At 39.2% G+C, this 21188-nt stretch carries 18 protein-coding genes and 2 riboswitches; of the genes, 7 read left to right on the top strand and 11 right to left on the bottom strand.

The annotated features are described in order from the left end of the window. Nucleotides 1-136: 136 nt before the first annotated feature. Together IHV10_RS18380 and IHV10_RS18375 are read right to left on the bottom strand one after the other, a co-directional pair. Nucleotides 137-724 (bottom strand): hypothetical protein, encoded by a 588-nt coding sequence (locus IHV10_RS18380; protein WP_197132865.1) that lies wholly within the window; start codon nucleotides 722-724, stop codon nucleotides 137-139. A gap of 14 nt (nucleotides 725-738) precedes the next feature. After that, complete coding sequence (locus tag IHV10_RS18375) at nucleotides 739-1926, bottom strand: ParM/StbA family protein (RefSeq protein WP_066399370.1); 1188 nt, start codon at nucleotides 1924-1926, stop codon at nucleotides 739-741. A gap of 391 nt (nucleotides 1927-2317) precedes the next feature. On the opposite strand from IHV10_RS18375, the gene IHV10_RS18370 reads away from it, so the two are divergent. Then, nucleotides 2318-3883, top strand: coding sequence for a glycosyl hydrolase family 28-related protein (locus IHV10_RS18370; RefSeq protein WP_197132863.1), 1566 nt, complete (start codon nucleotides 2318-2320; stop codon nucleotides 3881-3883). A gap of 17 nt (nucleotides 3884-3900) precedes the next feature. Here the strand turns inward: IHV10_RS18370 and IHV10_RS18365 are convergent, their stop codons facing one another. From IHV10_RS18365 to rlmN, 3 genes are all read right to left on the bottom strand, one after another. Continuing rightward, on the bottom strand, nucleotides 3901-4440 hold the full coding sequence (locus IHV10_RS18365; protein ID WP_197132861.1) for a GNAT family N-acetyltransferase: 540 nt from the start codon (nucleotides 4438-4440) through the stop codon (nucleotides 3901-3903). A gap of 13 nt (nucleotides 4441-4453) precedes the next feature. After that, nucleotides 4454-6406 carry an endonuclease MutS2 gene (locus IHV10_RS18360; protein ID WP_197132859.1) on the bottom strand — a complete coding sequence of 651 codons (1953 nt, stop codon included), beginning with the start codon at nucleotides 6404-6406 and terminating at the stop codon, nucleotides 4454-4456. An 854-nt stretch (nucleotides 6407-7260) separates the two neighbouring features. Next, nucleotides 7261-8340 carry a 23S rRNA (adenine(2503)-C(2))-methyltransferase RlmN gene (gene rlmN / locus IHV10_RS18355; protein WP_197132857.1) on the bottom strand — a complete coding sequence of 360 codons (1080 nt, stop codon included), beginning with the start codon at nucleotides 8338-8340 and terminating at the stop codon, nucleotides 7261-7263. Nucleotides 8341-8663: 323 nt separating this feature from the next. Between rlmN and IHV10_RS18350 the strand changes: the two genes are divergently transcribed. Continuing rightward, entirely contained in the window at nucleotides 8664-10157 is a 1494-nt protein-coding gene (locus IHV10_RS18350) for a peptide MFS transporter (RefSeq protein WP_197132855.1), read from the top strand. Between the two features lie 314 nt (nucleotides 10158-10471). Here the strand turns inward: IHV10_RS18350 and IHV10_RS18345 are convergent, their stop codons facing one another. Further along, nucleotides 10472-10852, bottom strand: coding sequence for a DUF1761 domain-containing protein (locus IHV10_RS18345; protein ID WP_197132852.1), 381 nt, complete (start codon nucleotides 10850-10852; stop codon nucleotides 10472-10474). A 13-nt stretch (nucleotides 10853-10865) separates the two neighbouring features. Continuing rightward, the gene (locus IHV10_RS18340; protein WP_197132850.1) at nucleotides 10866-11810 is read right to left on the bottom strand and encodes an AraC family transcriptional regulator; all 945 of its coding nucleotides are present in this window, start codon (nucleotides 11808-11810) and stop codon (nucleotides 10866-10868) included. 516 nt (nucleotides 11811-12326) lie between these two features. On the opposite strand from IHV10_RS18340, the gene IHV10_RS18335 reads away from it, so the two are divergent. Next, complete coding sequence (locus IHV10_RS18335) at nucleotides 12327-12818, top strand: GNAT family N-acetyltransferase (RefSeq protein WP_197132848.1); 492 nt, start codon at nucleotides 12327-12329, stop codon at nucleotides 12816-12818. A 296-nt stretch (nucleotides 12819-13114) separates the two neighbouring features. Here IHV10_RS18335 and IHV10_RS18330 read toward each other — a convergent pair whose 3' ends face one another. The 3 genes from IHV10_RS18330 to IHV10_RS18320 all read right to left on the bottom strand — a co-directional run bounded on the left by IHV10_RS18330 (nucleotide 13115) and on the right by IHV10_RS18320 (nucleotide 15629). Further along, entirely contained in the window at nucleotides 13115-13291 is a 177-nt protein-coding gene (locus IHV10_RS18330; RefSeq protein ID WP_197132846.1) for a hypothetical protein, read from the bottom strand. Between the two features lie 108 nt (nucleotides 13292-13399). After that, nucleotides 13400-14209 carry a MetQ/NlpA family ABC transporter substrate-binding protein gene (locus tag IHV10_RS18325; protein ID WP_197132842.1) on the bottom strand — a complete coding sequence of 270 codons (810 nt, stop codon included), beginning with the start codon at nucleotides 14207-14209 and terminating at the stop codon, nucleotides 13400-13402. Nucleotides 14210-14237: 28 nt separating this feature from the next. Next, nucleotides 14238-15629, bottom strand: a complete 1392-nt coding sequence (locus tag IHV10_RS18320) for an LLM class flavin-dependent oxidoreductase (RefSeq protein WP_197132839.1) — start codon at nucleotides 15627-15629, stop codon at nucleotides 14238-14240. Between the two features lie 116 nt (nucleotides 15630-15745). Next, nucleotides 15746-15847, bottom strand: a riboswitch (SAM riboswitch). Nucleotides 15848-16001: 154 nt separating this feature from the next. Further along, nucleotides 16002-16113, top strand: a riboswitch (SAM riboswitch). Nucleotides 16114-16513: 400 nt separating this feature from the next. On the opposite strand from IHV10_RS18320, the gene IHV10_RS18315 reads away from it, so the two are divergent. From IHV10_RS18315 to IHV10_RS18300, 4 genes are all read left to right on the top strand, one after another. Beyond that, on the top strand, nucleotides 16514-17671 hold the full coding sequence (locus IHV10_RS18315) for an acyl-CoA dehydrogenase family protein (RefSeq protein ID WP_197132836.1): 1158 nt from the start codon (nucleotides 16514-16516) through the stop codon (nucleotides 17669-17671). A gap of 122 nt (nucleotides 17672-17793) precedes the next feature. Further along, nucleotides 17794-18576, top strand: a complete 783-nt coding sequence (locus tag IHV10_RS18310; RefSeq protein ID WP_231619617.1) for a DUF817 domain-containing protein — start codon at nucleotides 17794-17796, stop codon at nucleotides 18574-18576. A 130-nt stretch (nucleotides 18577-18706) separates the two neighbouring features. Then, nucleotides 18707-19885 (top strand): oxalate decarboxylase family bicupin, encoded by a 1179-nt coding sequence (locus IHV10_RS18305; protein WP_305069423.1) that lies wholly within the window; start codon nucleotides 18707-18709, stop codon nucleotides 19883-19885. A 201-nt stretch (nucleotides 19886-20086) separates the two neighbouring features. After that, entirely contained in the window at nucleotides 20087-20584 is a 498-nt protein-coding gene (locus tag IHV10_RS18300) for a C1q-like domain-containing protein (RefSeq protein WP_197132834.1), read from the top strand. Nucleotides 20585-20656: 72 nt separating this feature from the next. Here IHV10_RS18300 and IHV10_RS18295 read toward each other — a convergent pair whose 3' ends face one another. Next, on the bottom strand, nucleotides 20657-21058 hold the full coding sequence (locus IHV10_RS18295) for a hypothetical protein (protein WP_231619616.1): 402 nt from the start codon (nucleotides 21056-21058) through the stop codon (nucleotides 20657-20659). Nucleotides 21059-21188 lie beyond the last annotated feature (130 nt).

Here is a 21188-nt window from a genome sequence, read left to right as displayed (position 1 = left end):
GTTTTAGTCGTTTATCCGCAAGTTTACAATCCTCGACAAATTACGCACTCTCTATTTCTCTCACATACCCCGAATAACTACTAAAAGCTCATCATCATAAAAAAAACGCAGCTGAAGATTCAGCTGCGTTCTCTAGTTACTTATTCATATGTGCAAGGAAATCCCCAAGCAGATCTTCCATTTCCTGCTCAGGACTTTGTGTTTCTTCTTTTTCTTCAGGCTCATCTCGCTTTGCACTGTTCCAATCGAATTGACTGAGATCATCATCGTCAAAATCATCAGTTGAGTGTTCGGTTTCAAGTGGATTTTCGTACTGCTCCAGCGAATCCACATCGCGCGCTATATCTTCCTGCAGATATAGGGCTTGGTCTATATCGGTTGAGTTGCTGTTTAAAGCCGCCAGTAAAGATGCTGTTCTTACAGGATTGGAAATGAGCTGATACAAAATATTACCTAACAAGGCCTCTGAATGCTCATGCTTCAACCAATCACGCTGCATCTTACTTAAATTTTTCGGCAACGGTATTGTAATCGTCTCTCGATCTCTTTGGATGTCTTGACTAACACCTTGAAGAACATACTCTGAGATCTTGCTCGAAAAATTGCGCCTCTCCGTCTCTTTCAGCTTTTGAAGCTGTTTGATGACGTGATCTGGGGTGTCAGAGGGGATACGAAAAGCAATCGTTTTACCTCTTGTAATCTCATTGGATGCTTTCTTGTCCATTTCATCACCCTTGTTTAAGCTTTAACGGCTTTTTTGTCTTTATCCTCGCTCTTTTTCTCTTTTGGCGCAGTTCTTCTTAAGTGATCAGAGATCAGCTTATAATAAGCGTTTGCCATCATCCAGATACTTTCCTTCTCGTCTTCAAAAAAGTCGATATTGTAGCCATCTAGGTTATTGTTAAGCGTCTTAATATAATCTTTAAGCACCGCAGATCCTCCACCTACAAAATAGCAGATTTCAGTTTGCGAGTTCTTTTGCCAGACGTTGCGAAGAAGACGATATTGTTTTTTCGCTAAGTCGACTAAAATACGATCTGTAATGTCATGTACACTCGTGCGACTACCACGAACCATGATGTGGTTGCGGTTCGTCTTTTTCGTAATGATATCTACTACATCACGTCGGCTGTCTAATTCCACGCCATGTTTAGAGCGGATTTCTTCTCTAATTTGTTCTAGCGCTTCAGAAACACCAAGGTTAAAGCCTTGAGCTTTATCATCATCAACGTTTCTATTCTTGATAACTGCGATATCTGTAGACAGACCGCCGATATCTTGAATAAGAATAGGTTTGTCGATCAGATCTTTGTTAGTAATGTTTAAATCGTTATCCATCACAAGGTTAATAAAAGCTGCGAATCCTTCTGGATACACTTTTACTTCTTCAAACTTTAAGTTTACTTTAATTCCTTGGTACTTAGGCGTTACTAAGAATTCTACTTGGTGAACAGATCCTAGTAGTTTTGAACGGTAACCCGCGTCCTTACCTTCTTTTACTTCACGTAGAGGAAGGCCAGTTCCTAAAATATAGCTTGTATCAATCACATTGTTGTTTTTCGTAAATGTTTTAGCATTATCTTCATTTACAGCATCAAGAGCCAATGCTGCGAAAAGCATGATCAATGTTTGATCTTCTTCTGATTTACTGCTTCCTGGATCTAGTTCAGTAGAGTTATCGCTCTTAGCAGCAAGCTGACCAACACGATAAATCACATTGTTTTCTTTTAGGGCAGGGGAGTGAACTCGAATATGTATGCCTTCTAAAGGATCTTTGCTGTCTAACTCCTCAATCCCGATTACAGGACGATCCTCAATATCTCTAGCAATTACGTTAGGGATGTTTAATTCATGTTCTAATGTACCGAAAATTCCTTTTAGTGAATCGTTACCTACATCAACTGCAGCAATTCTAGAATTACTCATGGGCGTACATCCTTTCTTTTTTCAAATCTTTATTTTGTTGCTATATAAATAGATTAGAGGGTTATTTAAAATTAAACAATGCCTATTTTTCTATTTAATACATTTGTAAACACGCAAACATTTTCTGTAAACTTGCAAACATAGTTGCAAACAATATACATTAATTGCATTAAACCCTTATACACCAACAAGTAAACAGTTTTGTAAACTTGCAAACAAATAAGCAAACAAATGCAAACGTATTTGTAAACTTGCAAACATTTTTGTTTGCATCCAAAAAACAGGTTATTAAATCGACTCTCCCCTACTCTTTTGACATGCTGATTATTTTATTTTAGATAGGGAAATCATGAATTATATTCTATTATTTGAAGGCCGAGGTGATCATTTAATGATTTCACTTGATAAACAACATGATCCACTCACTAACAAAAACTTGATAGCACACCTGAGAAAAAAGCACGCTCGTACAGAATCTATTGATTTAAAATCTTCAGAGAATCTGTTCAAAGATTCACTAAAAAAACATAGAAAACAGAATAGAAATTCTTTTGAATGGATCAAATATGCAACAAAAAGTATGGTTATAAAGAAAGTTCGCTACAAAGACGTCGAAACAACCGATTGGGATAAAGATGAACAAGATCGCATTTATCCTAGGTGGATCTCGAAGTTAAATGACCAGTACGAGATGCTTTATCGTTATATAAAAGAGGAAGTAAACGTAGCAGACTATGGAGCAGTTGGAGACGGAATAACCGATAATACGGAGGCTATTAAAAAAGCAATCGGCAAAGGAAGAGTAATTGTACGTATTCCAGCAGGAAAATTCATTACAAAAGGCATCAAATTGCCTTCGTGGACGATTCTAATAGGGGAAGGAAAAGGTAAAACGACCCTTCAACTGCATGATGATTGTCCTAAAGCAGAATGGTTGATTACAAATAAGAACCATTTCAAAGGGAACCGAAACATAGCTGTAAAAGGGATGACGCTGGATTGGAACATAGAACGCCTTGATCCTAAAGAAAAAACAAGTGCAGGAAACAATCGATCAAGCTGTTTAACCTTCGCTAACGTCACTTATGGCTGGATGTTTGACCTAGAAGCAGTTAATCCAGGGCTGCACGGGTATGATGTGTCTTCTTCGCTATATACTTACCTCGGGGACGGTACTCGTTCAAGAGGAGGAAGTAAATACATCTGGTTAGACAATCTCAATGGCTACGGCTTTGGTGATGATGGCATTACCACACACCACAGTGAGTATATCTTTATTTCGAATTCCCATATGTGTGACCCGAGCGGAAGATCCCATAAGAAAGGATTTTCGAACTCTAATGGCATTGAAATTGATGACGGTTCTCATAATGTTTGGCTTTTGAACAATTCAACAGCGCGTTGCTTTGGAGGTGTTGAGATTAAAGCACATCATAACGCTTCTGCAGCTACAAATGTACACATCTATGGTCATCTATCTGTGAACGATAACCGATCCTACAATTTTCGTCATATCGGCCATCATAAGGATATGGATCCAGAATCGAAAACAGCTCATCATATCTCAGCTACTAATCTCTTTAGCATCGCTCCTATATATACAGAGCTCTACGAAGATTCAACACCTCGCAGCCTAGTGATATCAGGGTATAACCATGTCGTTATAAATGGTTTAACCGTACTCGGTGATCGCACATATAACTATGATGGACACCCGCTAATCGCCATTCAATATCGCGCTCGTAACGTAATCTTAAACGATGTTGTCGTAAAAGATTTTACAACCTCTGGACCTGCAGTAAAAGTATACGGAGGACCGCATCGTGCCAATGATATAACACTAAAAAGCATTCGTTGCGACCATCATTTTGTAAAAGCGATAGATATTGCTTCAGACATCGAGGAAGCTGTAACTGAAGAGATTGTAATTGAAAAAGAGACATCTAGCACTACTTAGATGTCTCTTTCCCTTTGTTATAGGACTTTTTCAAGTTGAATATCTAATGGTTCTCTTTTGAAAATACGCTCATTCACTTCTTCTGCCGGTGAACACCCTACAGCACGATAAAACGATTGTGATTCAATAGACGGATGCGCTGCGATATAAAGTTTCTTACCACCTAGCCTCTTTGCTTCATGACAGCATAAAGCAAAAAGCTTTCTCCCTATCCCCGTACCCCGTATGTCTTTTGAGACATGTAGGTATGGAAGCTCTACATATTGCGCATCTGAACCAAAACGTTCACTTTCAACATTCGCAAAGCCCACTAACTGCTTCTCTAGCCATGCTGCAGCAACTACTCCCCCGCTGCTTACACATTTTCTTAACTCCTGAATGATCTGTAACTTCCTTTCGTGAGACCAGTCATCAATAAAATAATCATCCTTCATTTTGTAGATTTTATCCTCTACATACCAAACCTGCTTTGTTTGCTGATATCGGTTGAATCCATTTAGGAAATCCTCGGTTAGTTCCATCATGCTTATCGTTTTACATGTGACTGAGTTCTTCATTTAGCTCCCTCACTTAGTGATCTTCCCTATCGATAGAAAGGCCTTCAACATGACGCTTTTTCATAGCGTTATCCTTTTTTCTATTTTCCTTTGACTCAAAAACAATGTCCATATCATAATTGTCTGGATACAGCATTTTACTCTCAATATGGAGTTTAAGGCGCTTTTTATGAATGATATGTTTATTTTCTCCAACTAAAACACCTAGTTCACCGTGATCATTCTCTAATTTGTACACAATTCCTGCTGCTTTAAGACTTGATACAAACACGCGATCACCGATATGAAAAACGTTCTCAGGATGCACTGTGTTTTTTTGTATATTCACATGCTGTTTTTTAACATTTGCTTTTGCCTTTTCTCTCAAACTAGCTAGCTCTCCATATTGTGCTGTGGAAAACTTAACATCTCTATCTTTGTCCACATGTGGATAACTATTATTTTGAGTCACCTGTTGTGCACGGTGGATAATTTCATCGTCCATCCCCAACTTTTTTGCGATCGAGAAGGCCTGACTCTTACCAGCTTTACCGATAATTAAAGAATACGTAGGCTGAAGCGTCTCAAGATTAAATTCCATCGATCCATTTTCAAATCCAGGTGTAACGGCAGCAAATTCTTTTATTTCACTATAATGAGTGGTGGCTAAGATCATACTTCCTTTGCTGTACAATCTTTCAAGGATAGCAACGGCAAGCCCCATTCCTTCAGAAGGATCCGTTCCAGCACCTAATTCATCTAAGATGACTAGATCCTGTGGTCCTGCATCTTTTAAAATAGAGATGATTGTCGTCATATGGGAAGAAAACGTACTTAAGGATTGTTCGATACTTTGCCCGTCCCCAATATCAACAAAAACGTCTCTGAATATGGAAAATTCACTATCTTCATCAACAGGTACATGAAGCCCGGTTTGAACCATTAAGGTTAATAAACCTACTGTTTTGATGGCTACCGTTTTTCCTCCTGTATTAGGTCCTGTGATCACCAGTGACTGATAACTTTTTCCTAAATTAAAATGTAATGGAACACATTTTTCACCGATCAACGGATGTTTTCCGTTTATGATACTTATCACGTTTTCTTGGTTCAACTTAACTCCATTAGCATCTAATGTCCTGCTGTACTTCGCTTTCGCAAATATAAAATCGTAATGAATCATCGCTTCAATCGTAATGTGCAATTCTCTCTCATACCCCGCTACCATACCTGTGAGCACGCCTAGAATCATAGAGATCTCAATCTCTTCTTCTGCTCTAAGCATACTGATTTCGGTTTGAAATTTTCGGATATCATGAGGCTCTATAAATACTGTAGCACCGCTTGAAGAACTATCCAGCACTTGGCCGTCAATATTCCGCTTGTACTTACTCTTAACTGGAATGACATAACGACCATCTCTCATGGAAACGATCTGATCTTGTAACATATCACGATAAGCAGAGGACTTCATCATGTTATCGAGCTTCGACTTAATTCTTTCTTCGACAACAATAATCTTTTTTCTTACTTTTAATAAAGCTTTGCTAGCATGGTCATCGACTCCACCGTTACGAATACAGCGATAGATCTCCTCTTTTAAATCACTTAGGTCAAACATAGAGTACGCATAAGAAGATACGCTGGGTCCTACAGAAGTTTTGTCTCTCATGAATCGTTGCATTCGGCTCACGTTTTCTAAAAGTCCAAATATTAATGTGAGTTGTTCAGGGGATAGATTCAATCCCTTTTTCGGTATCTCTAGAACTTGCTCCAAACCGTTTAAATTAGCGATTGGAACACTCGCACTCTTCTCTAAAATACGTTTTGCTTCCGTCGTATCGAGCATCCATGATTGAATCACAGAAAGGTTAGAAGAAGGTTGAAGCTTTTCTATTTGTTCTTTTGTAGCTCTATTTAATGCAAAAGACGCAAGTTGTTCTTTAATTTTGTTATATTCAAGCATGTTCATTGTTTGTGTATTCAATGGATCTACCTCCAAAATTTTTAATAGCATAAAACAAGTACTAAAATATCGTTTTTTATCCCCTCCTCTTAACAGAGGCCAGGAAACGTGCCAATAAAAAAAGACAGAAATGAACATGTCATTTCTGCCTCATAGATAGACTTCACCCTTAAAAAATGCATAAAAAAATCGGCTCATAAGAAGAGTCCGCAGCATCAAGGGTTTGAGTATGATGGCTTGTATCTGACCGCTGTTCTTAACTATTGGTGGCAAACAAAAGACATAGCAAATAAACCGGACAATCCGTTTCATTTTTTCTTTTGTAAACCGATATCCAAATTGTTTTAGTTAAGAACGACAACGCTCACAAACACACCATCCCTTCCATTGAATTACCAATATCATATGTAATTGTTTTACAGTTGTCAACTTAATAAAAAGAGACCAGTTTTTCAACTGGTCTCTTTCCATTAGGCTGTTTTCGAATTCAATACTGCTTTTGAAATATATAATTGGACAGATTATTGGCTGAAATGGACAGATTACGGTGCAGATTGGACAGATTATGTGGCCAATCGGACAGATTAATCTTTGAATTGGACAGATTAATCTACGAATCAGACAGATTACTGTCGCCATCAACAAAACTACCTCTACACAGGGGCAGTTTTAAAGCGTAGACAGACATGTGGGTAGCGAGCAAACACCTCAAAGTGTGCTTACTGTCGACTTTTTAGAAAATACTGTCCACTTTTTGAGTTTTACTGTCCACTTTCGATGAAATACTGTCCACTTTTACACATTTACTGTCTACTTGGCCATTTTTACTGTCCACTTCCATTCACCACGCACTTTTAGGAGTAAACAGTCTTCCATTACGACGTAATCGATCGATCTTTATCCTTCTTGATCTGTTTACTTCTTAACTGACCGCAAGCTGCATCGATGTCTGTACCGTGCTCTTGACGAATCTTACAGTTGATTCCGTTCTTCTTGAGCGTATCGTAAAACGCGAGAACCGATTCTTGGTCACTTCGCTGATACTGGCTGTGTTCATCAACTGGGTTATAAGGGATCAAATTGATATACGTTTTTTTCTTTTTATCTTGGAAAAGAGCTGCGAGTTCCACGGCTTCTTCTACATGATCATTTACATCTTTTAATAAAATATATTCTATTGTAATCCTGCGATTTGTTCTCTCGATATAATAGTTGATCGCATCCATCAGCTTTTCAACAGGGAAAGCTCGGTTGATCTTCATAATTTTCGTACGCAGTTCATTGTTTGGTGCATGAAGGGATAATGCGAGATTTACGGGAATGTTCACATCTGCAAACTCGTACATTTTATTTACGATCCCGCTCGTAGACACTGTAATATGTCTCGATCCAATCGCTAGACCTTTTTGGTCGATCATAATTTTAAGAAAATCAATCATGTTCTCGAAGTTATCAAAAGGCTCACCGATTCCCATTACAACGATATGACTTACCTTTTCTCCTTCACCTGCAGCGTCCAAATGATGCTGCACGTTCATGATTTGCTCAACGATTTCCCCACTTGAAAGATCTCGTGTTTTGGTTAACAAACCACTTGCGCAAAAACTGCAGCCAATGTTGCAACCGACTTGAGTGGTTACACATACCGATAAACCGTATTTGTGTCTCATCAGTACAGTTTCGATCAAGTTGCCATCATTTAATTTAAAGAGAAATTTTACCGTTCCATCAGATGCTTCCTGCTTAACGTGCTCCTGAAGCGTTTGAATGGTAAAGTTTTCGGTTAATAAATCAATACAATCTGCTTTGATATCGACCATGTCCGAAAACGTGGTTACTCGCTCTCTATATAAATAGTTCCAAACTTGTGAAGCGCGATATGGTTTATAGCCATGTTGCCCGAGCCATTCAGTTAGTTGTTCTATCGTTAATCCATAAATGGAATTTTTGTTCATGTAAAAAGACCTCTTTTCACTACCTGTAAACTTATTCTTCTATAGTACTAAACATTTCACTATGTACACAATGGTTGAGCCTCTTTCCCAGCACCTTACAATTTTTTTATTTTTTTGAGCATACTACGTAAGTAAATTTCCGCACTACTTTTATACACTTTTTATACCCTATTTATGCATAGATATAAGCCATTATGCCCATATAGGGTGTAATTTCCATTTACGTATGCATAAGAACCTGTAATAATAGATAAGCCGAAAACTTTTGACAATAATAAATATTTCAAAGTATTATATTTAATGTACTAAGAGGAGGTTGTCATATGTCAGACATCAATAGACAGAAAATTGTGGATAGTGTCCCGCAAAAAGGATTTTTTGGACACCCTAAAGGTTTGTTCACTCTTTTCTTCACAGAGTTTTGGGAGCGCTTTTCTTACTACGGAATGCGTGCAATCCTAATTTACTACATGTACTATGAAGTTTCAAAAGGTGGTCTAGGGATTGAAGAGTCCACTGCACTAGCAATCATGTCCATTTATGGTTCACTTGTATATATGTCCGGTGTAATCGGTGGTTGGTTAGCAGACAGAGTTTTTGGTACTTCTAGAGCGTTATTCTATGGTGGTATTTTGATCATGATTGGTCATATCGTCCTAGCTGTATTACCAGGCGATCTGACTATGCTGTTTATTTCCATGGTCTTCATCGTTTTAGGTACAGGTTTACTTAAACCTAACGTATCCAGTGTTGTTGGTGATATTTATGCTCCTAGCGATACTCGTCGCGATGCAGGTTTCAGTATCTTCTACATGGGGATCAACCTTGGTGCCTTCATATCTCCGTTAATCGTTGGGGAAGTTGCTAAAAAGAGTTTCCACTTAGGTTTCGGTATCGCAGCTGTTGGTATGTTATTAGGACTAATTGTATTTGCTGTAACAAAGAAAAAGAATCTTGGGCTTGCAGGTACGTATGTGCCTAACCCATTAACTCCAGCTGAGAAGAAGAAAGTATCAATTATCGTTGGTATTTCTGCAGTTGTACTAGCTGTTATTTTAGGTACAACCATCCCAGCAGGTATTTTCACACTTGAAGTATTCATTACACTAGTTGGTATTTTTGGTATCGCGATTCCTACTATCTATTTTGTGGTTATGTATCGCAGTCCAAAAACAACGTCAGACGAGCGTTCACGTATTATTGCTTACATCCCGCTATTCATCGCTGCTGTTATGTTCTGGGCGATCCAAGAACAAGGTTCAACGATTCTTGCAGCTTATGCGGACAAGCGTACAGATTTAACATTTGCAGGACTTGAGATTTCACCAGCTTGGTTCCAATCTCTAAATCCACTATTCATCATTACACTTGCTCCACTTTTCGCATGGATGTGGGTAAAGCTTGGGACACGTCAACCGTCAGTACCTAAGAAATTTGCACTTAGCTTGTTATTTGCTGGATTATCTTTCTTAGTCATTCTTCTTCCTGCTTACTTTGGTGGAGAAGATTCACTAGTAAGTCCATTATGGTTAGTGCTTAGTTATTTTATCGTTGTTATCGGTGAGCTTCTATTGTCTCCAGTAGGACTTTCTGCAACAACGAAGCTTGCTCCAGCAGCGTTCTCTGCACAAACAATGAGCTTATGGTTCTTAGCAAGTGCAGCTGCACAAGCGATCAACGCACAAATCGTTAAGTTCTATTCTGCAGAAACAGAAATGATGTACTTCGGTACGATCGGTGGAGCTGCGATTGTGTTATCACTTATCCTATTCGTCATCTCACCTAAGATTCAAGAGAAGATGAAAGGTATCCGTTAATCTTAAAATTTGAAACCACTGATGTGATGGTCCTCCATTATGTCAGTGGTTTTTTTATATTTAAAAGGCTCTTTTTAGATAGTGGCAAGCAGAAACTTTCAGAGGCATCCTTGAAAGATGATTGGAACGCAAGGTGCGAGACTCCTGGGGGATCAGCGGGACAGGTGAGACTCTTAATAGCGCTATGCGCTAAGAGGCTCACCGCACGCCCCCCGGAAAGCGAGCATCCTGGAGTGGAAATTATCTACCTTCTTAACTTAACTTTAGATTGGACAAACATAAAAAAGAAGCTTATCAACTAAGCTTCTTCATCCTTAATTCATCCATCCATGCAACAATCCAAGTAGTGTGAAAATCACTAGGTGGTCTCCGATTGCAATGATAAAAGACTTCCTTGTCAGTAAACCGAAAAGTGTGTTTTTATAATAGACCATCGTAATCAAGATCCCTATGATGAACCCAACCATGAGTCCTTCTACTGCACTATCAGCTCCAAATAATCCGATAAGATAAGACATAAGAAATGAACTGATAAAGGCAACGATTACGGAAAAAATGTATTTAAAAGGTCCTGTCTCACCATTTTCCTTTTTCTTTCCGAGTATCGTTGAATAGTAGATGCCTCCGTAGATCATATATAAAAGTCCCCCAGCGATAATCGCTGTCGTGTTTAATAGCACTCCGTTTAGTTCCATAATGGCCCCCTCGTTATTTTGGTTCAATGGCTAGGGCAATCGCTTTAATCTTACTTTCCCTTTTTAACGTGTCTCCGTCCTGTTGGATCTCTATGACTTCTACTGGATTACTTAAATATTTAAACCCGCTTCTTGGAAGCCAATAGCTATACAGTTCAGAGTAGCAGTCAATTATCAGATTGCGTTCTGAATAATCGACAGGTTCATCAAATTCATATACTACATGCTTTCCACCAACAAACTTGGATGTATCATCAGACGCGATAGAATCAGCTATTGATTCACTGATCGTAATATGACAATCATAACGGCATTTGTCAGGAGGCGTGATGTATGGATTGTTTCGCGGTACGCCGAGAAACAACGTATGTGAATCAATCAGATTTCTTGATTCACACCATTTATGAACTTCTTCCCAAGCTTCAGAAACCCCACTCGTGTACATCCCAAAGTGGTGACCTTTAATCGTAGCGCTGTTTGGAAAAGTTTCAATTCTTATTTTAGATAAATCTAGCCATTTAAACTCATTATAAGGAGCATTCTCCTCTTTTTCTTTCGATGGGTTGCGAACTTGTTTAGATTTCTTGCTATCTTCATATTCCCGAGGAAATTGCTGGAGATAAGCTCCTTCTCTCCAGTTTTTCGGGCTCGTTTTGAAATAAGATTGGAAAGAATACGTGAAATACGATAAGGAAGAGAATCCACACAACATCGCAATCTGCGTGATGGGGATATAGGATTCATAGATCAATCGATGTGCCGCGTTCTCCAATCGAAATCTTTTCACATAGGCAGCTGGTGTTTCACCAACGATACTTTTAAAAATCCGTTGAAAGTGAAAAGGAGAATAAGTAGAGATGCCAGCCAGTTTTTCTAAAGATAAAGAATCCTCTACATGCTCTTCAATATATTCCAAAACTCTGAATATCTGTTTTCGTTGCTCGCGCTCAACATTCATAAACTGTACTCCTTTTTCATGCTAGTTCTTAAATTATAAACGAATCTCTGTATGTATTTGTAAATGTATTTTTTTTAGCATCCATTTTTTAGAATCGTCCAAACCATTGAGACAAGCTTGCGTAAGATAGAGTAGAGAAGAAAACATGACTGATTGTTCTTTTTCTCAACAGTTCGCTTATAGAAGGGGGTGTCTATAGTGAGCTTAATCGGTAGCCTATTAGGATTTAAGAAAAGAAAAAAAGGTAAGAAACAAGCAGCATAAGTAAGTAAAAAGCCGGAGACTCTCTTCGGCTTTTATATGTTTTAAGAACACTATGTTACATAGAGCCTTTTTCACCAGAATTAGGACGGTATCCAGACCCCTTTCAAGGACAAGCACATATAGTACAAGCAAGGGGGATTTTTAATAAATAATAGTTATGTTCTAATGTAACCTATGTGTTTCTGAAGTGAATCATCTTTTATTTATTTCTTTATATCTTCCCTTCGTAAAGTAATATAAGGGGGAATATAATTGTATATTCGCAAACGGGTACCTGGTAAGGATGATCCTTTTTTAGTTGATATGGTAGTAAGTAACTTTCAAGTCCGTAAAAACGTGATTGAAATGATTATAAAAATGGCCAACGAGGTCATGATTGTCTGTGATAGCAATGACACGATTATTGGTTTTGTATGTTATCGATTCAGAATCGGCCCTACGATTTTTGTGGATTATGTTGTGTTAGATACGAAGCATCAAGGAAAAGGGATCGCTACCTCATTTCTTCCCGTATTTGAGAGTCACCTTATGAAACAAGGGATTCGTACTGTTTTTGGTACAGTTGATGAAGAGAACACGGATGCACTAAAAACCTTCCAGCATTGGGGCTTTAAGGTACAAGGTCAACTTGGTTCTAGTATCGTCATTCAAAAGGATCTTTCAATGCCTACTTCTAACCAAACAAATGGAGTTTATTCTAATTCTAGTGTTAGAAAGCTCGCTACTCCTCCATCGCTTCGCTAAGTAATGGATAATAATTAAGCAGATCTTCTTTGTAAGGTCTGCTTTTTGTATTGTTATCGTATTCTTGGATGCTCGTTGACAGTAATTGATTTACGCTCCAGGTTGCTCGCTTTCCATGGGCCGAACGGTGAGCCTCCTGCCTAGTTGCAGTGACTAGCCCCTCGAGGCAAGGTGAATAGAAGGTGCTCTTTACCTTCATGGTCTATTTAAAAAAGCCAACTTATGATTTAACGAAGCGAAAATCATAAGTCGGCTTTTTAACGTTTATAGTAAGAATAAATAAGTCTTTTTTGTTCTTACAGATCTAAGAGATTCTGACGTCTCGTCTTTTTAGATCCATTCACCTGATTGTTGTTTGGATTGAAAATTTCTTCAATGTATCTTTGATTCCAATCACTATTAAAATCTTTATCAGAGCAGATACAGCCACTTAAATCATATCGGAAAAGGCCACAGTGCGGGCAGTTACTCATATTAATCCCCCCTTGAGTCAACATAACGTATTCTATGAGCATTTAAGAGAGTTGGTAACGGCTTTCGTACAGCTTTTCCACGAAATAATAAGCTGATTTTTTATGGAGTTACTTGTTCATCCAATCTGGCTTATGAAACTCTTCAAAATCACTTTGTATGACCTTTTTGAACGAGTCGGATTCTACTGCATCTTTAAGATCTTTTGCTAGCTGTGAATTCTTATCTTTCTCTAGTACAACGATTCGATTGATGATCTTCTCTGGAAGTTTATCTTTTACGAGTGCATCCTTTAGATCTAGACCCGACGATATTGCAAAATTTCCGTTTACCGCAGCTAGATCTACCGAGTCTAGAGTTCTTGGAGTTTGAGCAGCTTCAACAGGCTGGAACTTCAAGTTCTTTGGATTTTTTGTCACATCTTTTTCTGAGACTCTTAACGGGTTTGCTGAAGAATCGATCTCAATTAGTCCATTGTCTCTCAAAACAGTAAGTCCTCTTGCTAAATTCGTAGGATCATTGGCTAGTGAAACCGTACTTCCAGGCTTGATCTCGTCTATAGACTTGAATTTTTTTGAATAGATACCGATTGGTGCAGTGGGTACGGTAACAACTGAAGCTAGTTTCATATCATTCTCTTCTGAAAAAGCGTCCATGTACACTTTATGCTGAAACAGGTTTGCATCTAGCGAACCGCTCTTTAAAGAGATGTTCGGTTGTACATAATCATTAAACTCTTTCACTTCAACGCTGTATCCTTTTTTCTCTAGGTATGGCTTTACGCCTTTTTCAAGCATATCGCTGTAAGGCACAGTTGCGCCGAGCGTAATCTCTTTACTTTCTTTTTCACCCGAAGCGCCACATCCCGCTAAAATGCCGATTAATAAAGCTGCTGTAAGAAATATGTTAAATCGTTTCATATGTTTTCTCTCCTCACTCACTCTCTATTTATTTACTTTCCGTTAGCACCGGTCTAAATCTAGCTGCAGGATGATCGTTTGGCAGCAGCGGCTGTCCGGGTGAGAATAGTTTTTCACGAAGCGTGCCACTGTTGTACTCTTTTTTATAGAGTCCTCTTTCTTGAAGAACAGGTACAACAAGCTCCACAAAAGCTTCTAAGTCTCCTGGTGTTACGAGGTGATTAAGGTTGAAACCATCCACCCCAGACTCTTCGAACTGCTTTTGTATACCATCCGCTACCTCCTCTGGATTGCCGACTATAAAACTACCTCTGTCAGGTGACTCGAAGCGATTCAATACCTCTCCCACTGTTAACGGTTTAGGAGCATCCGTAGTGAGCGTAGCGGCCTTATAATGTCCGCCTTCTGTTGATTTATTGTACGAGAATGGAAGTTCCGGATCTAAATCTTCATATTCCGCGATATCATATCCACTTGCTCCATATTGAGCTTTTGCAGCATCAGCACTCCAAACACTTGCATACTCTTTGAATTTTTCCTCAGCTTCCTCAGTCGTTTTTCCTACCACCACGTTTAAAAAAGAAAAGATTTTAATGTTTTCTGGATTTCGGCCGTGTTTTGTAGCGAGCTTACGGATATCGTCAGCATAAAATCGAATTCTCTCTGGCGTTGGACCACCTACAAAAATACATTCAGCATGCTTGGCCGCAAAGTCTCGTCCACGCTCAGACGTTCCCGCTTGGTAGATCACAGGTGTCCGCTGCAAAGAAGGCTCGCTCAAGTGAGGTCCTTCAACGCTGAAGTATTGCCCCTCATGATTGATCTCATGAACTTTTTCAGGATCCACCAATTTATTGTTTCCAACATCTTCTACAACAGCTCCATCTTCCCAGCTGCTCTCCCAAAGCTTATACGAAACATCCAGATATTCATCCGCGATGTTATACCGTTCATCATGCTTGATCATATTCTGCAGTCCAAAATTCCTCGCCGCGTTTGGCAGATAAGAAGTGACTACATTCCATGCGATTCGCCCATTCGTTAGATGGTCTAAAGTAGAAAAACGACGCGCGTTGCCAAATGGCTGCTCATAGGTTGTGCTCACCGTCACAGCAAAAGACAGGTTCTCTGTTACGCTTGCCATGGCCGACACGAGAAGTGCCGGATCGTTTAATGGAACTTGAAGCCCATCACGAATAGAAGGAGCTTTACTTTGTTTATAAACGTCATAAATCCCTAACACATCCGCAAAAAATACAGCGTCAAACTTTCCTCTTTCTAAGAGCTTCGCATAGTCGATCCAATAATTCAGATCTTTATAGCTTCTATGTCTCTTGTTCTCCGGATGCTTCCAAAGACCATGAGAATTGTGCATGGCACTTGTCATCTCAAACGCGTTTAACAAAATTTCTTTACCCAAAATAATTTCCTCCAACCGATTTTTTTGTACCCGCTCCAAGAGAAAATAAAAAAACCTCTTCAGCGATGAGAAGAGGTTGAAAAAATACGTGAAATAAACATACGTATATAGATCTCCTCTTATCTTTCAAGCTTTCGCCTGCTGGAATTGGCACAATCCTAAAAATAGTTGTTGCCGAGGCTTCAAAGGGCCAGTCCCTCCACCTCTCTCGATAAGGAATCGATATTATTCAATTTAGTAACGAAATATACAGGAATAAAAATAGACTGTCAATGGAATTTAGAGAAATAAAATAATTTTCTTAACAATCAGTTTTTAGTTGACAGTGGTTTGCTTTATCCTCTATAGTGATGACTAATAATTAAATAATGTATCTTATCAAGAGTCAGGGGAGGAACTGGTCCTACGATCCTGCAGCAACCGCTTTTTATAAAGAAAGGTGCTAATTCCAGCAGATGTTTTTTGAATGTCTGATAGATGAGAGAGCGTGTAAGCATATGGAATCTACGTCCTCTTTCGTCTTTGAAAGAGGGCTTTTTTGTTTTGATTAAAAGTAAAGTAGATGATAGCTGTTGATTTCCGTTTCAGGTGCTCGCTTTCCGCGGGGCAGGCGGTGAGCCACATTCGTTCGTTTCACTCTTAAGTGTCTCACCTGTCTAGTTGCAGTGGCTAGCCCCTCGAGGTCAAAAGTTAAATAGACCATGAAGGCAAAGAGCACCTTCCTTGTCTATTCACCTTTTGCTTGTCGGGGCTGGACAAGCCACTTTCACTTTTCGGACTGCCCACCTGTCCCGCAGGAGTCTCGCACCTTACACTCCAATCAACTAATCCCTGAAGATTAATTACAAAAAACCATTTACTGATAAAAAATTTAGGAGGGAACTATGAGCATACCTTTGAGAAAAAATATTCAGGAAAATAGTTTTCAAGAAGCGGTTAGTACCGCTCTAGGACTAAAAGAAATTTTTAAGAAACGTGCAGATTTTGTAGATCAAGAAGGTGTTTTTCCTTATGAAAACTTTCAAGATCTTAAGAATCATGACTTTCTTTCTCTTACCATTCCAAAGGAATTTGGTGGTAAAGGATTAAATCTAGTTGAATTCTTAACCATTCAAGAGCATTTAGCTGAGGGGGATGCTCCTACTGCTCTTTCTCTTGGCTGGCATCTCGGTACTCTTTTAGAGGCGGCAGAAAATCGGCATTGGAATGGTAACTCGTTCGCTGATCTTAGCCGGAAAATTGTTGAACAGAAAGCACTCATTAACTTGGCACAAACAGAGCGTGCGACGGGAAGTCCGTCTCGAGGCGGTATTCCTACTACAACTGCAGACAAGAAAGCAGATGGATGGCTGATCAACGGAAGTAAAGCTTTTACTTCTATGGCAGAAGCACTTGATTACTCAGTCATTACAGCTACCATCTCAGAAACCAATCATAAAGGATTTTTCTTAGTGAATCACCGTGATAAAGGGGTTTTTGTAAAAGAAACATGGGACAGCATCTCGATGAGAGGAACAAAAAGTGATGACCTTCTTTTGAAAGACGTTTATGTACGAAAAGAAAATCTTCTAGTCGTAGAGGATGGGAAGAACCTCATACCTAAAGGCTGGTATCTTCAGGTGCCTGCTGTGTACCTAGGTATCGCAAGAGCAGCGCGGAATTACGCGATTGAATTTGCGTCAGAGTATAGCCCTAACACTTTATCAGGACCGATCTCAGACGTACCAGAGGTGAGAAGAAAGATTGGTAAGATAGAACTTGAGCTATTCCAAGCAAGAACGATCCTTCATGCCGTTGCTGAAAAATGGGTAAACCACCCTGAACAACGTCAAAATCTAGGTACAGAACTCGCTGCCGTTAAACATTCTGTAACAAATAGTGCGAACAAGGTCGTTGATCTCGCGATGAGAATCGTTGGGGCTCGTAGTCTTTCTGTACAAAATCCGCTTCAGCGGCATTTTCGAGATGTAAGAGCCGGCCTTCATAATCCACCAACAGATGATGCGATCGTTTATTCGTTAGCGGATGCAGCGCTTAAGTAAACGAAGTCAACTAACAGATTCATGTTAAACTAAACATTTTTTTATATGATGAGATTTAGATCACCATAGGTTATTATGGATACAATATATTTCCATATCAACTCATAAAAGGGTGGTTTAATTTGAGAGCGCTTCTTACATTCACTTATTTACAAGCACTTTCTTGTATCTTTCCAGTCATCATCTTTGGTGCGTTAGCTCTTTCAAAATTCGTCAGCATCCCGTTCATCCCTCGATACGATTTCATACTCCTTCTTTGTCTCCTTACACAAGTTGCCATGATCGTAACGAAACTTGAAACGATAGATGAACTAAAAGTCATCTGTGTCTTTCACTTGATTGGACTTGCTCTAGAGCTATTTAAAGTTCATATGGGATCCTGGAGCTATCCTGAAGACGCTTATTCTAAGATCTACGGTGTACCTCTTTACAGCGGTTTTATGTATGCAAGTGTTGCGAGCTATATTTGCCAAAGCTGGCGGAGGTTAGACCTTCAGATTAAGGGCTGGCCGAATCCCCTCTTTTCTTTTGGGATATGCGTACTAATCTACTTAAACTTTTTTACTCATCATTACTTATTTGATGCCAGATGGATTCTAATTCTGCTTTTATTCCCTATCTTTTATAAGACGGTTGTTCATTATACGATCAACGAACGTGTTTATAAAATGCCGATCCTTCTTTCCTTTTTGTTGATCGGATTTTTTATCTGGATCGCTGAAAACATTACAACGTTTCTCGGAGCTTGGCAGTATCCCAATCAAGAAGCCTCTTGGTCACTCGTGCATATTGGTAAGATCAGCTCCTGGTTCTTGCTCGTGATCATCAGCATCATTATCGTGGCACAATTAAAGCGCATTAAAAGCCACCAAGACGATATTTTCACACATACGAAACACCTATAAGCTGCGGCAAGCTTATTAGGTGTTTTTTCTTTGTTAAGATCCTCCTCAAGTAATCTGCATGTTTAAGATGTCCTCTCCATATGAATACAGAGATGACGATTGAACCTTCTTATAGAGAGGAGCTCATCACATGGATAACGACAAAAAAGAGCACAAGCAACGAAGACCAATGCAGATTCCTCAGCCGATTCGCAGTGATGGTGCGGGCGCGACCGATTTAGGACCTCGCGACATTATGCGTGATATACAAAATCCGGATATGTTAGTTTCACCTGCAACAGATGCAGGAACTGTCCCAAATTTACGGTTTTCCTATTCTGATACACATATGCAATTAAATTTTGGAGGCTGGTCGAGAGAGATTACGGTTCGTGAGCTTCCTGTCGCAAAGACGCTTGCTGGAGTAAACATGCGTCTGACCCCAGGTGGTGTAAGGGAGCTTCATTGGCATCAAGAAGCGGAATGGGCTTATATGATATTAGGCCGTGCTCGAATTACCTCGGTTGATCAAAACGGCAGAAATTTCATCGCCGATGTTGGTGAAGGTGATCTTTGGTACTTCCCTCCCGGCATTCCTCATTCGATTCAAGGACTTGAAGAAGGCTGTGAGTTTTTACTCGTATTCGATGATGGGAATTTCTCCGATCTGAGCACATTCTCTATTTCAGATTGGTTTGCACATACACCGAAAGAGGTGCTTTCAGCAAACTTCGGTATACCGGAGAGCGCATTCGCAAACATTCCGACTGAACAACGTTATATTTATCAGTCTACGGTTCCCGGTCCGATTGAAACACAAGCCGTACCTGATCCATATGGAACTGTACCGTTGAGCTTCACGCACCGTTTAATGGCTCAAAAACCACTCGTTACACCCGGTGGTACCGTACGAATAGTTGACTCTACTAATTTTCCGATCTCACAGAGAATTGCTGCCGCTTTAGTAGAAATAAAACCTGGCGGAATGAGAGAGTTGCATTGGCATCCGAATAATGATGAGTGGCAATATTATTTAGCCGGTCAAGGGCGGATGACCGCTTTCGCTGGAAATGGAACGGCACGAACTTTTGACGTACGAGCGGGAGATGTAGGATATGTTCCGTTCGCATTTGGTCATTATGTGCAGAATACCGGAAATAAAAGTCTATGGTTTTTAGAGATTTTTAAAAGTGACCGTTTTGCAGATGTTTCATTGAACCAATGGATGGCTTTAACACCTAAAGAAATCGTGCAGAGTAATTTAAATGCTAGCCCTGAACTCATGAATTCCCTCCGCAAAGAAAAATGGCCAGTTGTGAAATATGATTAGCTAGAATACGCGATGCCACCTTTAAACAGCGGTTAGGACTTTCTAATCGCTTTCTTTCATTCTTTCTAGTAAATTACCTTCCCCTACCTCTATTCATACACACCACTTACAACTTGTCCGCATAATCTACTAGTAATAATCTATTAGATTATTCTCTGATCTATTTTCTAGATTAGAGTGAAAATAGGAGGGAAAGTTTGTATGTACTACCATTATGATCAGAATCCGTACGCACATATGAAAAGAGATTGTGAGTGCAAGCATAGAAAGGTTCAGCCTTGTCAAAAGGTTTCTGCCTTTAAAGCGGTTAAAGACCTGTTTCAATTTATTTTAGGCTCCACACCTAATCAAGTCATCTATCCGGTAGAGGTTTTTGATAGCAACAATGAATACAATCCAGATACATCAACGTTTGTTCCAAAGAGCAACGGAATATATACGTTTACAGCTAGTATCTTTTTGCCGATTTATACTGGAACACCCTATTCTGCATTCGTTGGCATCCGTGTAAACGGTGAGATTGTTGCAGGAAATCAAGAAATGATTACATCGCCAAATGCGATTGTCGCTACGTCATCTCTCGTCGAGTTAAGAAGAGGCGATGAAGTTCAAGTAGTCGCTTCGAGTCCATCAGGTGCAACGATAGAAATAGAAGTAAATCCAATTGCCACTCGTTTTGAGGGTGCGAAGATAGGTTAAGCAGGTTTTAAATACAGACATGCAAAATAAACCGCAACGAACCTTGTTGCGGTTTATTTTGCCTAAATTTAATCAATGTCTATTAATTTTTATTAAAGCTTTTGCTGGAGTAATATATTCCGTAGCATCAATCGAAAAATCCGATTGGTTACGTTTTATTTCCGCATACTGTACAACCTTTTCGTTATTAAGAAAGACTAATAGATAGATGTCATCTCTGCTATAAATATTACTACGGTCTTTAAAATTCACGCCCATCTGTTTCTCCATACTTTCTTCTGCTGTATATGGTGGAAATAAATATCCCTTGTCCCATTCAAAATTTGCTAAAGAGTCTATGTTTATCTGACTTTTATTTTTGTCTTTTACAATAGACTGAATGGAATTCTCCAAATCCGTATTATGCGTTACTCTACTACACCCTGTTAACAATAGGAGTATAAGAATTGAAATTGTAATTGTATTATTCCTCAATAAATTATCCCACCCTCTCATTAATTCCATATATTTACTTTAACATGAATGCGACCATAATTTATTGTTTCATGTGGAACATTGATTAAAAATCCTCTCGTAGATCTTGATTGATAAGGTATAATTTCCC

The organism is Fictibacillus sp. 5RED26 (genome assembly GCF_015903895.1).
Lineage (GTDB): Bacteria > Bacillota > Bacilli > Bacillales > Fictibacillaceae > Fictibacillus > Fictibacillus phosphorivorans.
Note: the sequence above shows the minus strand (reverse complement) of the source record. Positions and strands in the feature narration are given on the sequence as shown.

Coding starts and splice junctions, on each gene's coding strand:
- IHV10_RS18380 (WP_197132865.1), bottom strand. CDS start 724: ATGGACAAGAAAGCATCCAATGAGATTACAAGAGGTAAAACGATTGCT.
- IHV10_RS18375 (WP_066399370.1), bottom strand. CDS start 1,926: ATGAGTAATTCTAGAATTGCTGCAGTTGATGTAGGTAACGATTCACTA.
- IHV10_RS18370 (WP_197132863.1), top strand. CDS start 2,318: ATGATTTCACTTGATAAACAACATGATCCACTCACTAACAAAAACTTG.
- IHV10_RS18365 (WP_197132861.1), bottom strand. CDS start 4,440: ATGAAGAACTCAGTCACATGTAAAACGATAAGCATGATGGAACTAACC.
- rlmN (WP_197132857.1), bottom strand. CDS start 8,340: ATGAACAAAAATTCCATTTATGGATTAACGATAGAACAACTAACTGAA.
- IHV10_RS18350 (WP_197132855.1), top strand. CDS start 8,664: ATGTCAGACATCAATAGACAGAAAATTGTGGATAGTGTCCCGCAAAAA.
- IHV10_RS18345 (WP_197132852.1), bottom strand. CDS start 10,852: ATGGAACTAAACGGAGTGCTATTAAACACGACAGCGATTATCGCTGGG.
- IHV10_RS18340 (WP_197132850.1), bottom strand. CDS start 11,810: ATGAATGTTGAGCGCGAGCAACGAAAACAGATATTCAGAGTTTTGGAA.
- IHV10_RS18330 (WP_197132846.1), bottom strand. CDS start 13,291: ATGAGTAACTGCCCGCACTGTGGCCTTTTCCGATATGATTTAAGTGGC.
- IHV10_RS18325 (WP_197132842.1), bottom strand. CDS start 14,209: ATGAAACGATTTAACATATTTCTTACAGCAGCTTTATTAATCGGCATT.
- IHV10_RS18315 (WP_197132836.1), top strand. CDS start 16,514: ATGAGCATACCTTTGAGAAAAAATATTCAGGAAAATAGTTTTCAAGAA.
- IHV10_RS18305 (WP_305069423.1), top strand. CDS start 18,707: ATGGATAACGACAAAAAAGAGCACAAGCAACGAAGACCAATGCAGATT.
- IHV10_RS18300 (WP_197132834.1), top strand. CDS start 20,087: ATGTACTACCATTATGATCAGAATCCGTACGCACATATGAAAAGAGAT.